Source organism: Aquitalea magnusonii (assembly GCF_003202035.1).
Taxonomy (GTDB): domain Bacteria; phylum Pseudomonadota; class Gammaproteobacteria; order Burkholderiales; family Chromobacteriaceae; genus Aquitalea; species Aquitalea magnusonii.
The window spans coordinates 1-14,382 of sequence record NZ_QJKC01000017.1 but is presented as its reverse complement, the minus strand read 5'-3'; the positions used below and the strand labels follow the sequence as shown (position 1 = coordinate 14,382).

The window sequence follows — 14,382 nt, the reverse complement described above, 5'->3', positions numbered from 1 at the left end:
GCAGTTATATTGATCGCAATCTGTAATTTTTTTACAAATCACTACTTAACAAACATCTGGTCGATATCAATCAAACCCGCAAAAGGACTGACCATGACCCGCATCGCACTGGTAGGCGACTTTGATCCCGGCGTGGCTGCCCATCAGGCCATCCCGCTGGCGCTGGAGCTGGCCGCCGGCCAGCTGGATGTGGAGGTGCAGCCGGTGTGGCTCGCTACCGACCGCATCCACAGTGCGGCAGATCTGGCAGGCCATGCCGCCATCTGGTGCGTACCGGCCAGCCCCTATCGCAATATGGACGGCGCACTGACGGCCATTCGCCATGCCCGCGAACAGGGCATCCCCTTTCTGGGCAGCTGCGGCGGTTTCCAGCACGCCATTCTCGAATACGCCCGCCATGTACTGGGCTGGCAGGATGCCGAGCATGGCGAAACCGCCCCCGCTGCCGCGCGCGCCGTCATCGCCCCGCTCAGCTGCGCCCTGGTGGAAACCCGGGCCGAAGTCCGCTTTGCCGCCGGCTCGCAACTGGCCGCCATTTATGGACAGGCATCCGCCATGGAAGGCTATCGCTGTCGCTACGGACTGAACCCGGCCTTTGCCAGCGAACTGACCAATGGCCCCCTGCAAGCCACCGCCTTTGATGAAGATGGCGAAGTGCGCGCAGTCGAGCTGAGCGGCCATCCCTTCTTCATCGCCACCCTGTTTCAATCCGAGCGCGCCGCCCTGCAAGGACAATGCCCGCCGCTGGCCCGCGCCCTGCTGCAAGCCGCCCGCCACCACTGAGGACACCACCATGGAATTTGTTTACCAGTGCCAGAACCTGCCCGAAGTACGCAGCCAGATAGACCGTATCGACCGCGCACTGGTGGCCCTGCTGGCCGAACGCGGCCTGTATGTGCAACAGGCAGCAGCCTTCAAGCAGAGCAGTGACGAGGTGGAAGGCGGCAAACGGGTGGATCAGGTCATGCGCCGGGTGGAAAAGCTGGCCGGCGAACTGGGCGCCGATCCGCAACTGACTGCCGAGGTCTACCGCACCATGATCAGCCACTTCATTGCCAGTGAAATGCGCGAATTCGACCGGCGGCAGGCGACCATGGGCAAAACCGCGCCGCCGGCTTAGACTGCAGCTTTTCTCCCCCCGACAAGGCATTGCCGTGAAAAACCTCTGTGCCACCCTGCTGCTGACCAGCCTGTGCTGCCTGCCCACCGCCCATGCCGAAGAAGTCGGCAAGGTCTCCACCACCTTCCGCCTGCTCAGCCCCAACGACAAGGTGGTGGTGGACGCCTTTGACGACCCGGCCGTCAGCGGCGTGGCCTGCTATGTATCGCGCGCCCAGACTGGCGGCTATGGCGGTGCTGTCGGCCTGGCCAAAGACCCGTCGCGCTTTTCGGTCGCCTGCCGCCAGATCGGCAGCATCAGCTTTGCCCGACCCTTACCGAAACAGGAAGAAGTATTCAAGGAAAGCGCGTCCTTCGTGTTCAAGCATGTGCGCGTGGTGCGCATTGTCGATGCCAAGCGCAATACCCTGGTTTACCTCACCTACTCTGACAAGCTGATCGACGGCAGCCCGGACAATGCCGTCACCGCCGTGCCGGTCAGCGGCCAGGGCATTCCGCTGAAATAGCCATTCATGTCCACACCTACCCTGCACAATGCCCGCCTGCTGTGGGATTTCCTGAGTGCCGGCCGCAGCCACCAGCCCAGCGACATCCTGGTGGTGTGCGGCTCTTACGATATCCGGGTGGTGGAATATGCGGTGAGCCTGCTGCAACAGGGTATCGCCCCGCGCATGCTGATCAGCGGCAATACCGGCAACTGGACCGCTGAACTATGGAACAGACCGGAAGCCGAGGTCTTTGCCGAACGCGCCCTCGCGCTGGGTGTGCCAGCGTCGCAACTACTGCTGGAGCCGCAGGCGCGCAATTTTGCCGAAAACCTGAGCTTGTCGCGCCAACTGTGCCCGGCCGCCCGCTGCGTCACCTTTGTCACCAAGCCCAACTCCATCCGCCGCGTCATGCAGACCCAGCCCGTGCAATGGCCAGGCATCACATACAGCGTGGATGCCCCCGACTTTGCCTTTCCCTGGGGCGTATCCAATATGGTGGGCGTATTCGGGCTGATCGAAGAAATGGTCGGCGATATCCACCGCCTGCTGCGCTATCCGCGCCTGGGCTTTCAGCAAGCGCTGCCGATACCGCCGGTGGTGCTGGAAGCATGGCAACAACTGATAGCCCTGGGCTACAACCGGCACTTGCTACGTGGCAGTGCGCTGGATGATCTGCCCGCCTAGCCTGGAGCTGGCTTCCGTAGCAATGACCGGCAGCATTGCTGTGCAGAACCCAGGCTCAGCATTGTGGCAAGGAGCCCATGCGTTTGGGTGGGTCAATAGCGAAGGCAAGACCTGGCCTGTGTATCGATCATCGGAAAGGTGGCGTGCGACCGTAAATGATGCATGTGGTCGCACGACGATGGCTAGCCAAGTATGGCCAGGCCGCTGCGACACAGGCCAGCCAGCCAATTCATATGCCTACAGCAGCATCCACAGCTGCAATAACTAGAGAGAGGGCCGGTGGTTATAAACAATTGAACCAAACCACCGCCACAGGGGACATTGCAGGTTTCCAGAGATATTTTTTCAAATACCCATCTGTAGCTGCAATAGCTAGATCAATTCTCGATAGACTTCGATCGTGCGGCTAAGAACAATTTTTTCATCAAAATTACGCTGGACATGCTCGAGTGCAGCCTTACCCAGACGTTCACGCAAGTCCCTATCCTGATGCAGCAGCAAAATGGCATCGGCCAATGACTTTTCATCCCTGATGGAAACAATAATACCATTCTCACCTGGTCTATTTACTGCCTCCCGGCACCCGGGAATATCGGTGGTAACAAGAGGCAGTCCACAAGCGCCGGCCTCAATCAAAGTACGGGGCAAGCCCTCTCCGTAATAACTAGGCAATACAAATATATCAGCAGAAGACATCAACTCAGGCATATGGAAATTATCAACATGGCCAAGCCAGGTGACTATCCCTTCTGCAACCCAAGATTTAACCTCTTCCTCGGTCACCGAAGCCGGGTTTCCTGGATCGGGCGAGCCGGCCAGAACGAACTCGATCTGCTCGCCCAATTGAGCCTTGAGCATTCTTGCCGCCCCAACAAATTCAGCAACCCCCTTGTCCCACAGGAGTCTGGCTGTCATCAACACCCTTACGGGCTGGCCATGGCGCTGGCTTCGATCCACACATTTAAATCGCTCGCAATCAACCCCGGAACTCATGATAAGACGAATATGATCCGGTTTGACAATTGATGCTTTTTTAAAAACATTCACATCATCAGGATTTTGTAAAATCAGCCGCGAATTTCGCCCCGTCAGTGCAACACGCATCAAATTACGCACGACAGGCCGCAACAGTCGTGCTCGGATATGCTGGCTGGTAAATATATAACCGAGGCCCGCTACCGCATTGACACGAGCAGAAACCTTTGTTGTCCTGGCAATCAAGGAACCATAAATTGCACTTTTAATGGTAAAACTATGCACGACATCAGGTGACACCTTATCCATCCAGCGATTAAGCCATAGCAAGAAGCGTAGTTCTTTTACAGGATTCATGCCGCGCCGACTCATTGGTGCAACATCCCAGCGGAATCCTTCTTGTATTATTCTTTCCCCATACTCTCCATGCGGAGAAAGAAAAATAACCTCATGCCCCTTGCCCCTCAGCTTTTTAGCCAGGGAGAGGCGGAAATTATATAAATACCAGTCCGTATTAGCAAACAAGACTATTTTCATACTAATCAAGGCCCATAGATTTACATTTCACCTGCCGGACATATGGTCCACAAATGTAAAAGCTGAAAAAACAAATCAAAACTGAAAATCATGATTGAATTCTATCAATACACAACATACCGAAGGCCATACCAAAACCACACTATCGTAAAGCCAGCTTACTGACTTACGCATCGAAAACATGATACCACATGGATGTTTGACTAAATAATCCAGAACAATCAAACTGAAATACAAGTCATCACGCAATCGCCAACTGAAGATAACCATCCGATTGCAACCAGCTATTAAAAGCCAGAACACACCACAATTGAGCCTGCCAATTCCTCCTGCCACTGACATGCTCTTCCCATTTTTTCCTTACCAGATCCACATTGAAATAGCCATCCCGACGCAAACGCTGTTCGGATAATAAATCCTCCGCCCAAGGCCGCAAGTGGCCACGTAACCAAGCAGCAACTGGAATGGCAAAACCCTGTTTGGGCCGCTCGATCAGATTTTTCGGCACATGTTTGTAAAGTAACTGCCGCAAAATCCACTTACCCTGTCCATCAGAAACTTTCATCGAATGCGGCAAACGCCAGGCAAACTCCACTACACGATGATCCAGCATAGGCACCCGCGACTCGAGACTCGCAGCCATGGCCGCCCTATCGACCTTGACCAGAATATCATCAGCCATATAGGTCATGGTATCCATCGCCATCATCCACGGTACAAAACCATCGGTTGAAGTACCGGCCCCCATCCGAGCAAACAGGCCCGGCGTTTCACTTCCATTCAGTACCAGCTGCTCAGGATGCTGCCATTGGGAAACCAATCCCTGATACAGCGCCTCCGGGCTGCCACACTGCATGATTTCTGCCAGCTTATGCAACTTGTTGCCAAACTGGGCAACTTGAAATCGCTGTGGCAATAAAAAGCTCATTACTTGATAAAATGCATCCCAGCGCTCCTCTGGCATTGCCGTCAGACAACGCGACATTGCGGAGGCCACCGTCGGTGGCAAATGGCGCAATCTGCCCCACAGCCTATCCGCCAGCAAATAGCGGTTGTAGCCGCCAAATATCTCGTCGCCACCATCGCCGGACAAGGCCACGGTCACATGCTGTCTTGCCATGCGACTAACCAGCATGGTGGGAATCTGGGACGAATCGGCAAAAGGCTCATCGTACACGGCAGGCAACAAAGCAACCTGATCCACCGCATCCTGCGCACTGACATAGAGCTCGGTATGGGCGGTACCAAGGTGACGGGCGACCTCCCGGGCATGGGCAGCCTCGTTGTAGCCTTCTTCAGCAAAGCCGATGGTATAGGTCTGCACCGGACGACTGGACTCCGCCTGCATCAAGGCAGTAATCAATGACGAATCAACACCGCCTGACAAAAAGGCACCCAGAGGAACATCAGCCATCATCTGCAGCCGTACAGACTGACGCAAAACCTGTTCCAGCTCATTGACTGCATCAGCAGCAGATCCCTGGAAAGGGTTCTGCTTCCCTTGCTGGATAGCCTGCTGCAAAGACCAATAAGTTTTGGGTGTCTCCATGGCTGCCGCACCAGCCGCAGGCCGCAGGGTGAGCCATGACGCAGCCGGCAGTTTGAAAATACCCTGATAAATGGAGTACGGTGCGGGAACATAACCAAAGCGCATCATCGCAGTCAGCGCCTGACGATCCACGCTGGCACAAAACCCCGGATAGGCTTTCAGTGCTTTCAGCTCGGAACCAAACAAAAAGGTCGAGCCCTGCCAGCCGTAATACAATGGTTTTTCACCAAAACGATCGCGTGCCAAAGAAAGCTGGGCGGCCTGCCTATCCCACAGAGCCAGGGCAAACATGCCCACGCAGCGCTCAAGCGTATGCTGCAGACCCCAAGCCTCGATACAAGCCAACAAGGTTTCCGTATCAGAATGGCCACGCCAAGCGATGGCAGCAGAGGAGCGCTCCAGCGCAGCCCGTAATTCCAGGTGGTTATAAATTTCTCCATTGAAAGCCAATACAAACCGTTGGCTGCCAGAGACCATCGGCTGATGACCCGCCGGAGAAAGATCCACAATCGACAAGCGACGGTGAGCCAATGCGATACCTGCACTCCCATCAACCCATACGCCGGCGTCATCAGGTCCTCGGGTCATGATGGCACTGGCCATGCCTGTTGCTACTCGCTCGGCCCACCCGGACTCAAACCCGCTAGTACTGGCGAATCCTGTCAGGCCACACATATCTTGGACTCCAAAAGTGTGACTAGCCTCGATGCAATCACTTGTAGCGAATACTGCGTCTCAACCAGCTTTCTTGCGTTAATACCCATTTGATCTCGCAATGCAGCATCTGCCATCAGGACTTCAAAAGCAGCATGCCAATCATCTTCTGTTTTTGCCAAAAATCCGACGTCTGGATTGACAATATCAACATTCACGCCGATGGGCGAGGCAATGACCGGTCGACCACAGGCCATATATTGAATCAATTTGTACCCACACTTTCCTCGCTCCCACATATCATCAAATAACGGCATGACTCCAACATGCACACTAGATAATAACAGACCCTCTGTATCAGCTGACCAAGGGTGCTGTTCCAAGGGACATTGATAATGCCCCAAGTCAGGCGCGCCAATAGTAACCAGTTTTATATTTATTTTTTTGGACAAGGACTCCAAAACAGGGCGAATGATTTCAAGATATTTCGAAGTCGATGGTGTACCAATCCAGCCTATTCGCAATTCACTGCTGGCAACGGGAGGCAAGACCGGGTAGCGCTTAATATCTACAACAGTTGGAAAACATTCAACAATTTTGGCTCCATGCTGTATGGCATACTGTTCCAGATAAGAATTTCCCACGGTAACGCATCTTGCCGCACCTAATAAAACATCCAGCTTGGTGCCAAGCAACGTACGTACCCACAACGAGCGGTGCTGATCATAATTATGAAAAATAGCATCATCATAATCAATGATATATGGAACTTTCATGAAAGAAAGCCATGCCTCAAAAATACCGGGCAAAAAGGGAAGCGTCTCTTTTTCAACCCAGACCGCAGAGTAATCACGCGCTTTCAGTAGCATCAACATGCGCTTGAAATAAGCAAGCACAATATCAGCCCCGGAACGTCGCCCGGTAACATAGAGTGCTTCCAGATAGTCATCATCAAAAAAAGGCGACACCGTCACTTCAAAGCCAGCGGCTTGAAGTGCAGTAATATACTGGAAAAATCGTAAACGACTGCTGGCTCCTTTCTCCCCGTAGCGGGAAAGAACCAGGAGTTTGCGCTTAGCCATCAATACAACCCTTTCCTAAGGTTGCGGGCAAATCCTTCCATAGCATGCCATACCCCCAGCATGTATCACGCGCCTCTTGCCATGAGCGCCGCAATAAGGCCCTGGCCAGGCGTGGCCAGGGCTCCACCAGCATAGTCAGCATGACAACCCCCCAGGCGGCAGGGCGACTGAAATGCCTGAAGCCGTAAATCATCCGGCTACGCAAGGAATAAAACAAGCGATGCGCCTTGACCTGATCGGACGTCCCCCCACCTTTATGGTAAGCAGATGCATCAGCAAGGTAATAGCTATTCCACCCAAGCATTTTAGCGCGAAGTGCGAAATCCAATTCTTCGAAATAAACAAAATATCTTGTATCAAATCCATGCAATTCATCAAAGACAGAACGTCGAACAAAGAAAAATGCACCGATGACCTCATCAACGAATTTATTACTTAAATGGTCAAACTCAATCATAAAATGGGAAGGAAAAATTACAGGAAAAAACTTACTCAATCCTGTACAGTGGCCGACATATGTACAAAGCGATGGAAATCGCGCGCAACTACGTGCAACATTGCCAGAGTCATCTAACAACTTAACACCACAAACAGCTACTCGACTTGCCTCATCCGAAAGCATAAAACTTATAACTTTATCAATACTATCCTGATGCAAACACGCATCAGGATTCAAAAATAAAATAAATTCAGAATTACAATAAGAAGCACCGAGATTACATGCTTTAGAAAAACCCAAATTCTCTTCCGCACGAATACAGCGCACAAAAAGGTTGTTATTTTGGAAAATTAAATTAGCATCAGACCCATCGACAGACCCATTATCCACAACCACAACATTTGCAACAAAATTGAAAGCAACACGTGAAATTGACTCAACACACTCGCGAAGCATGCTACCTGAGTTCCAATTTACTATAACGATATCAACCATCATTTTCATTAACCCAATAAAGCGGAATACAAGTTAGCGCAACGTAAAGCGGCGTAACCAAATTAAATAACCACGCGTAGAAAATCATAAAAACAGAGAAAATCAATGTGGCGTTTACAATAACAAAATAGGAAGACCGGCTTTCCAATCCTTTTAGAAAACCATAGAACAGCCCCATGAATGACATTGCAAAAAAAACACCCCACATTCCAAACCACAAATATGGCTCCGCAAGATAGGTAAATACATTAAACTCACCATCGTCAATCGATATCGGAGATACGCATTCATGAAGCGGCAATACTTTAGCGAAGGATCCGAAAACGATACCCAAACAGCTAATTGATGGATTCGCAAGAATATTGGCATCAAAAGCACTAATTCCATATGAAAAATATGGAAGCAGAAAAAACATACCATTAGATTGGTCCTTGCCTGCCGAAAATGCCATCAAAACAGCCAAGGCAATAAAAAACAGTCCTGCAAAAAGCAAATGTTTGAACCTAGCATAGCCGCATGATATCGAAACATAAAGAATAGCGCAGACTCCAAAAAGTATCGAAGTTCTCTCACCAATAGAAATTGAAGGGATAAGAAATGCAATAAAATAAAAAAAAGAATCCTTTATTTTTTTTTGCAAAATGGATAACAAACTAACAACAAGTGCGAAAACAGCACAATAAGATGCGCCATAATTTCCAGATCCTTCATAAGTATGACGATATCGCAAATTATAAACAATACCCCCCCCACCCAAAACACCAAACTTCACAATAACGGCCACTCCAATCACCGCACCAACAATTGAAATAATCTTATACAATTTTATTAAATTCTTATTAACCAGAGGAGGTTCAATAGATGTGCTTAATTTGAATCCAGAGAAAAAATGCAAACACCGAACATATCCATATAACAAAGAAAATGCGACACAACCAAATAAATAAATATAATGCACCGACTGAAATTCAGAATAAAAAAATATCCTATTCACAACCACAGAAACAATGCCAACAAAAAATAAAACTAAACCAGGTGACAAAAATAATCTTTCCATTTTAAACTTTCAACATTTCACCAGCCTGAAATTGTCGTTCAAATGACTTCAATAGCTGATATGATCTAAATGTTTTTTTACCACCCAGCACATCAAGAATTGCACTTTCAATTAAACGTACATCTCTACCCAATACCCAGCCAGCTCCGCTATCAATCACAATACAGCCTGATGATGAATCATCTGCAGATCCAACGGCAATAATTGGTGGGCCTGCGAAAATATACTCAAACAGTTTTCCAGTAACAACACCTCGAACACCAGGCGCTACAAACTCAAGAAATAAAAGAGCACTGGCATCTCGCTGCATGTGCAAAGCCTGCCTTCTAGGGACCAACCCCATGCATCTGACCATATCAGCCACCCCCTCTCGCTCAGCAATATCAGTTACATTTGTATTATTTCCGCAAAAGATGATTTGCAATCGAGCCGAAGATATAACACCAGCTTTTCTTAAATTGCACACGGCCTGAAACAATGGCGCAGGATCTTGTTTACCAGCATAAATCGACCCCGTATATACGATGCGGAATACTCCGTCGTCTGGGAATGCCGGTTCAGGCGGTAGTTGTTGGTAATCTTCCGGGTCGAAACCGTTATAGATGACCTCCACCTTGTCGCCATACTTGGCACGCAAGGTTTCTGCCAATGGTTCCGAAACCGTCGTCAAGGCATCGGCAGCCTGGCACCAGCGTCTTTCCAGCCAGCGCTCCAGAGGACGCAGCAGCGGTAATCCGGAAAAGGTATGGTTATCCGTCCATAAGTCACGCCAATCTGCAATCCACTTTTTTGCATGGCCATTCTTGCGCAAGCGGTAGGCTGGCGCATGCACGCTGTAAGGTCCCGCAGAGCTGACCACCAGATCCCATTGCTCAGCGCTTGCCGCCTTGAACGCCACCCGAGCCCACAAATCCATGGGATCGGGCATGCGGCAGCCATAAGCAAAGCCGTATTGCATTTGCCATTTTGCGATACGAGCACGCAACCTTTGCTTGAGCGACATCCGGGTAGCCGCTGCGGGCTTTGCCTGCACCCCGGCATCTGCCATCGCAGCAGAACCCACCAGGCGTCGCAGGAAAGCCATGCCAGGGATAGGCAACTCGATCACCCGAAAACCCTCACTAGGCATGGGCGAGTCTGCGGCAGCAGGTTTTTTGGTCGTGGTCAGCACAGTGACCTCATGACCGGCACGCGACCAGTATTTTGCCCAGGAATAAGGACGCAAGGCAGCAATCGAATTTTGCGGCGGAAAAAATGCCGAGATGATAAGAATTTTCAATGATTGTCCTGACTCTATGACAGGTTAACAACAGGCGGGCAAACGCAGCACACATGCTGCTGACACACTTTTATATCGACCACTCAGTAATTAGTCCATCGCCCACAGACAAATTCACACTTGCAACTGAAAGGCTTTTAGCCAATGCCCGAAATTGATCAGACGCCATGGCAAGAAACTAAAAGGAACAGTTCCTTGCAAGGTATTTTCCAGTAAACGCCGTGTCGCATCCGCATTCAAGATGCCATGACTGATATCAATCGACTCATCCAGTGCGGCCCGGAACTGCCCTGTGGCGCGTTCTTTCAGCCAGACTTCTTCAGGTGTGACAAATCCCAGTTTGTCCATACGCGTACGCACACCATCCGGCAATACTGAGCGCATTGAATCACGCAGGACACGCTTGGTTACTCCGCCATGCAACTTGAACTCATCGGGCAGCCCCAGTACAAACTCCACCAGCCGGTAATCAAGGAAGGGGACACGCGACTCGATTGAGTGCGCCATGGAGTCACGGTCTTCCCAGTGCAGCAGCATTTGCAAATTGCTTGAAACTAACTGGGAGACCGAGAGATCCTTGATGTTTTGCGCAGTATGGGCACCATTACTGACCATGGGGTTGACTGGCAAAGCACCCAGGCGCCCCAGATTCAACCAGTCGGGGGCATTATGCTGGCGGCCGGTACGACGGCGAAGCGGGTCCTTGATGGCTTCTGGCACGATGTAGTTGAGCAGGTATTTACCAGCACGGTCAAAACCATAGCCGTGCACCCGCTTCATTGCCGACATTTCATGCAGCAATGCCAGCCAGCGCCCCTGACGAAACAATGAGGCCAAATGAGGTCCAAAGAAATCATGATAACCAGCCAGCTGTTCGTCGGCCCCTTGTCCATCCAGCATCACCTTCACCCCATTGTCGGCAGCCAGGCGAAATACATTCCATTGAGCATAGATGCTGGTTGAGCCGAATGGCTCATCCTGATGCCAGGTTATTTCGGCAGCACTGGCAAACAGGCCTTCCAGTTCTGGATAAACATAATGGGCCTCGACACCTGTGTGCTCGGTCACCATATCTATCCATTTGCGTTCATCATACTTCGCGACATTTGCACAGGCGGAAAATGTCTTCTGCCGTACGTTACCACCATGCCCCTTCAACAACTGGTTCATGACACAGACAATGGAAGAGGAATCCAGACCACCGGACAAGCACGAACCGACAGGTACATCAGCACGCAAACGCAAGCTGACTGCTGCTTGAAAGCGTTCGGTAAATTCGTGGCATGCTGCAGCGTAATCGCCTTCAAATACCTGTGCTGCAAGGGTGTACCACTGTTTGGTGGCTAAACGTTTGCCAGCCCCAGGCAACTGCGCCTGCTCTGAGCAATCAATATTCACCAAATGGCCCGGCTGCAATTGATATACAGCGGAAAACATTGTTTCATCTGTATGATCAGACAAACCAGCAGTCAGAAAATCATAAGCTTTTTGACCATTTACCTGGGGCTGCCAACCTGGCAAGGCGGTAAACTGTTTGATTTCGGAAGCAAATGCAAGAAAACCAGCCGGTGACATCCAGTAATATAGCGGTTTGACACCAAAGCGGTCTCGAGCCAGAAAAAGATTCCGGCGCTGTGTATCATAGATGGCCAGCGCAAACATGCCATTAAAGCGTTGCAGGCAGGCATCACCCCACTCAGCATATGCCGCCAGTATCACTTCCGTATCAGAGTGAGAGCGGAAGCTGTGGCCAATAGCCTCGAGCTCACTGCGCAATTCTACATGGTTGTACACTTCACCATTGTAAACAATCCAGTAACGACCATTTGCATAGCTCATGGGCTGATGCCCCAATGGCGACAGATCAACAATGGACAAGCGCCGATGGCCCAGTGCAATGCGTACAGAGCTATGCGACTGTGCTGTAAGCGTTGTTTTAGGCGAATAGGGCAGATCGGTCTGCCAAACCGGATCGGGCGTATCGGCTCCTCCGCAAATAATCGGAGATTTCTTTTCATTGTCGAAAAGTACAAAACCTTCATCATCAGGCCCTCGGTGCCGAATAAGATTCGTCATCGCACCGACAATATCATGAGAAAATGGCTTATTTGCAACTAATCCGGCAATACCACACATATTTATATCCTGATAGCCGTTAACATACAGATTTCCATCCGAGACAAACCATGCAGACTGTTATATAAAAGTCAAAAAATATTACCACATATTAATGAGCATGATTTTTCAGCCATATGTAAATTCACTTACCCACCACGGAAAGATTGCCTGTCGATACAGGGGCCAAAATTATATTACATGACAACCCCACCCTCTTACCCCAAGGCTTTATCGTGCCGATCAACAACCATTTTGACAATTAAAAAATAAAAACCATACTTGATAATTTCATTAGCAATCAGAACGGCAAAAAAGTACTCAAGTGTAAGGTACGATGCCGCATTCAGTAAGACAACTGCACTAATTATAAAATAAATGATTTGCCACATAGCACTAATTCTTACTTCTCTACATACAAGTAGAATTGATGTTACAGGAGAAACACACATCCTGATCAATACCGGAGTCAATGATAAAAGGATGAACAAAGTATCAGTACGCCAGCCATGGCCAAGAACCAATTTGAACGCCATGCTTCCCAGCAGCGCTGCCCCACAGAAAATGGCAATGGCGAGTATGCACAAGCGCCTGACAGTGCTCATCAGAACTGGCGACAGTTTACCATTACCCCTATATACATCAGCACTATACTTATAGAATGCCTGTGAAATTGATGCCACAATCAATGAAATAGGAGCACTAGACAAACGAATTATTTGTGAATAATTACCGGTATCTTCCGCGCCGTAATAAGAAGATATAACAAGCACAGGCAATGCAAGCGCAAGAGAATCAAACAACGAAGCAGGCATGGATATAACGGGATACTCCCAATAACTCCGCAGCACCTCCCAAAGCCCCAAATCAGCTTTTCTGCGACTCCGCATTTTAAGCCTTAGCAAACCCAAAAAAACAACACTGGCAAGACCAAGGCAGAACGCCACTTCCAGACCGGCTCTTACATAAAAAAAAGCCCAAAAGAAGAAAAAAAATGGCTGAACAATGCTCAGCAATGCATTGATATTAAAATCACCCTCCCTTACCGATTGCGCAAAAATAACTGACAACAAGCCCTGCAAACAGGCAGCCGCTGCAACCATGACGGCAACAGAATGTTCCAATAGTAATTCTGGCCAATGCAAATAGCGGTATAGACCAGAATAAATCAGTAGACAAAATATAGGAAATGAGAAAACAGGCATTAACAAACCAAGAACAGTCAACGACTTGGTCTCACTCTCAGCTGAAGCCGGTATTGCCACATCGAGCCGAAATGCAGTTATCGTTGCTAAGACTCCACTCAAACTGGTAAATGTGGCAAATACACCGAACTCTGCTGGACTATAAATTCGCGTCAATAACGGAGTCGAAAGGAGTGAAACCATCTGCCCACCAGCTATGCCAAGCCCACTCACCAATGAGTTTTTGAGAAACCCGCTGTCGGATATTTTCCGTTTTAAATTATCTAGCAACCTACTAACAAGACTCATATATTGTACTCAAGAAAATATCAACAATCTCCAACTTACTCATCAAAGATAGAGCCGTTACATCAATCAGAATATCAGTGCAATACAGCACAAAGACCACTCAAAGATACATACAGATACTGTATATAACAGCCCACATATGCTGTGAATTTTACAAGACCGTAATAAATCATCGACTATGCCCAAAGCTCAACAAAGTCCATCACCATTACGGCCCTGACAAACGATCAGTAATCCAGTGGCAGGCTGACACGGCGGCCATCGCGGGCCGACAGATACATGGCAATCAGCAGTTCCAGCGACTTCAGTCCTTCGCGGCCATCGGTTTCCGGCTCGGCCTTGCCCTGCATGACGTTGATCACATTGTCGTAGTACAGCGGGTGACCAAAGCCATAGACGCTGGTGGTGGCGTAGCT

General features: G+C 49.7%; 13 protein-coding genes. 4 read left to right on the top strand and 9 right to left on the bottom strand.

The features are described from left to right. The first annotated feature begins 93 nt into the window (after nucleotides 1-93). The 4 genes from DFR38_RS16525 to DFR38_RS16510 are packed head-to-tail and all read left to right on the top strand — an operon-like array spanning nucleotide 94 to nucleotide 2,291. Entirely contained in the window at nucleotides 94-783 is a 690-nt protein-coding gene (locus DFR38_RS16525) for a CTP synthase C-terminal region-related (seleno)protein (RefSeq protein WP_110313641.1), read from the top strand. 10 nt (nucleotides 784-793) lie between these two features. Then, a complete protein-coding gene (locus DFR38_RS16520; protein ID WP_059286586.1) occupies nucleotides 794-1,120 on the top strand; it encodes a chorismate mutase in 327 nt (108 codons plus the stop codon). Nucleotides 1,121-1,154: 34 nt separating this feature from the next. Then, nucleotides 1,155-1,625 carry a CreA family protein gene (locus tag DFR38_RS16515; protein WP_059286587.1) on the top strand — a complete coding sequence of 157 codons (471 nt, stop codon included), beginning with the start codon at nucleotides 1,155-1,157 and terminating at the stop codon, nucleotides 1,623-1,625. A 6-nt stretch (nucleotides 1,626-1,631) separates the two neighbouring features. Beyond that, nucleotides 1,632-2,291, top strand: coding sequence for a YdcF family protein (locus DFR38_RS16510; RefSeq protein WP_059286588.1), 660 nt, complete (start codon nucleotides 1,632-1,634; stop codon nucleotides 2,289-2,291). Between the two features lie 372 nt (nucleotides 2,292-2,663). Here DFR38_RS16510 and DFR38_RS16505 read toward each other — a convergent pair whose 3' ends face one another. From DFR38_RS16505 to DFR38_RS16465, 9 genes are all read right to left on the bottom strand, one after another. Continuing rightward, nucleotides 2,664-3,791 (bottom strand): glycosyltransferase family 4 protein, encoded by a 1,128-nt coding sequence (locus DFR38_RS16505; RefSeq protein ID WP_204377506.1) that lies wholly within the window; start codon nucleotides 3,789-3,791, stop codon nucleotides 2,664-2,666. A 253-nt stretch (nucleotides 3,792-4,044) separates the two neighbouring features. Beyond that, nucleotides 4,045-6,027: an asparagine synthase (glutamine-hydrolyzing) gene (gene asnB / locus DFR38_RS16500; RefSeq protein ID WP_059286590.1), complete on the bottom strand. Its 1,983-nt coding sequence runs from the start codon at nucleotides 6,025-6,027 to the stop codon at nucleotides 4,045-4,047. Further along, the gene (locus tag DFR38_RS16495; RefSeq protein WP_110313639.1) at nucleotides 6,015-7,088 is read right to left on the bottom strand and encodes a glycosyltransferase family 4 protein; all 1,074 of its coding nucleotides are present in this window, start codon (nucleotides 7,086-7,088) and stop codon (nucleotides 6,015-6,017) included. The genes asnB (DFR38_RS16500) and DFR38_RS16495 overlap by 13 nt, the downstream gene beginning before the upstream one ends. Beyond that, nucleotides 7,081-8,025 (bottom strand): glycosyltransferase family 2 protein, encoded by a 945-nt coding sequence (locus DFR38_RS16490; protein WP_239688731.1) that lies wholly within the window; start codon nucleotides 8,023-8,025, stop codon nucleotides 7,081-7,083. Before DFR38_RS16490 ends, DFR38_RS16495 begins: the two co-directional genes overlap by 8 nt. Beyond that, nucleotides 8,015-9,079, bottom strand: a complete 1,065-nt coding sequence (locus tag DFR38_RS16485; RefSeq protein WP_110313638.1) for an O-antigen polymerase — start codon at nucleotides 9,077-9,079, stop codon at nucleotides 8,015-8,017. The genes DFR38_RS16490 and DFR38_RS16485 overlap by 11 nt, the downstream gene beginning before the upstream one ends. Nucleotide 9,080: 1 nt before the next feature. After that, nucleotides 9,081-10,358, bottom strand: coding sequence for a glycosyltransferase family 4 protein (locus DFR38_RS16480; protein WP_158527750.1), 1,278 nt, complete (start codon nucleotides 10,356-10,358; stop codon nucleotides 9,081-9,083). Between the two features lie 114 nt (nucleotides 10,359-10,472). Beyond that, complete coding sequence (gene asnB / locus DFR38_RS16475; RefSeq protein WP_059286594.1) at nucleotides 10,473-12,494, bottom strand: asparagine synthase (glutamine-hydrolyzing); 2,022 nt, start codon at nucleotides 12,492-12,494, stop codon at nucleotides 10,473-10,475. Between the two features lie 197 nt (nucleotides 12,495-12,691). Continuing rightward, nucleotides 12,692-13,966: a lipopolysaccharide biosynthesis protein gene (locus DFR38_RS16470; RefSeq protein ID WP_082693527.1), complete on the bottom strand. Its 1,275-nt coding sequence runs from the start codon at nucleotides 13,964-13,966 to the stop codon at nucleotides 12,692-12,694. Nucleotides 13,967-14,193: 227 nt separating this feature from the next. Further along, nucleotides 14,194-14,382 (bottom strand): Gfo/Idh/MocA family oxidoreductase (locus tag DFR38_RS16465; RefSeq protein WP_244909912.1); only part of this gene is annotated, 189 nt, incomplete at its 5' end.

Bases quoted from the DNA above. Each gene is read 5' to 3' on its own strand.
- DFR38_RS16525 (WP_110313641.1), top strand. From the start codon at position 94: ATGACCCGCATCGCACTGGTAGGCGACTTTGATCCCGGCGTGGCTGCC.
- DFR38_RS16520 (WP_059286586.1), top strand. From the start codon at position 794: ATGGAATTTGTTTACCAGTGCCAGAACCTGCCCGAAGTACGCAGCCAG.
- DFR38_RS16510 (WP_059286588.1), top strand. From the start codon at position 1,632: ATGTCCACACCTACCCTGCACAATGCCCGCCTGCTGTGGGATTTCCTG.
- asnB (WP_059286590.1), bottom strand. From the start codon at position 6,027: ATGTGTGGCCTGACAGGATTCGCCAGTACTAGCGGGTTTGAGTCCGGG.
- DFR38_RS16495 (WP_110313639.1), bottom strand. From the start codon at position 7,088: ATGGCTAAGCGCAAACTCCTGGTTCTTTCCCGCTACGGGGAGAAAGGA.
- DFR38_RS16490 (WP_239688731.1), bottom strand. From the start codon at position 8,025: ATGATGGTTGATATCGTTATAGTAAATTGGAACTCAGGTAGCATGCTT.
- DFR38_RS16485 (WP_110313638.1), bottom strand. From the start codon at position 9,079: ATGGAAAGATTATTTTTGTCACCTGGTTTAGTTTTATTTTTTGTTGGC.
- asnB (WP_059286594.1), bottom strand. From the start codon at position 12,494: ATGTGTGGTATTGCCGGATTAGTTGCAAATAAGCCATTTTCTCATGAT.
- DFR38_RS16470 (WP_082693527.1), bottom strand. From the start codon at position 13,966: ATGAGTCTTGTTAGTAGGTTGCTAGATAATTTAAAACGGAAAATATCC.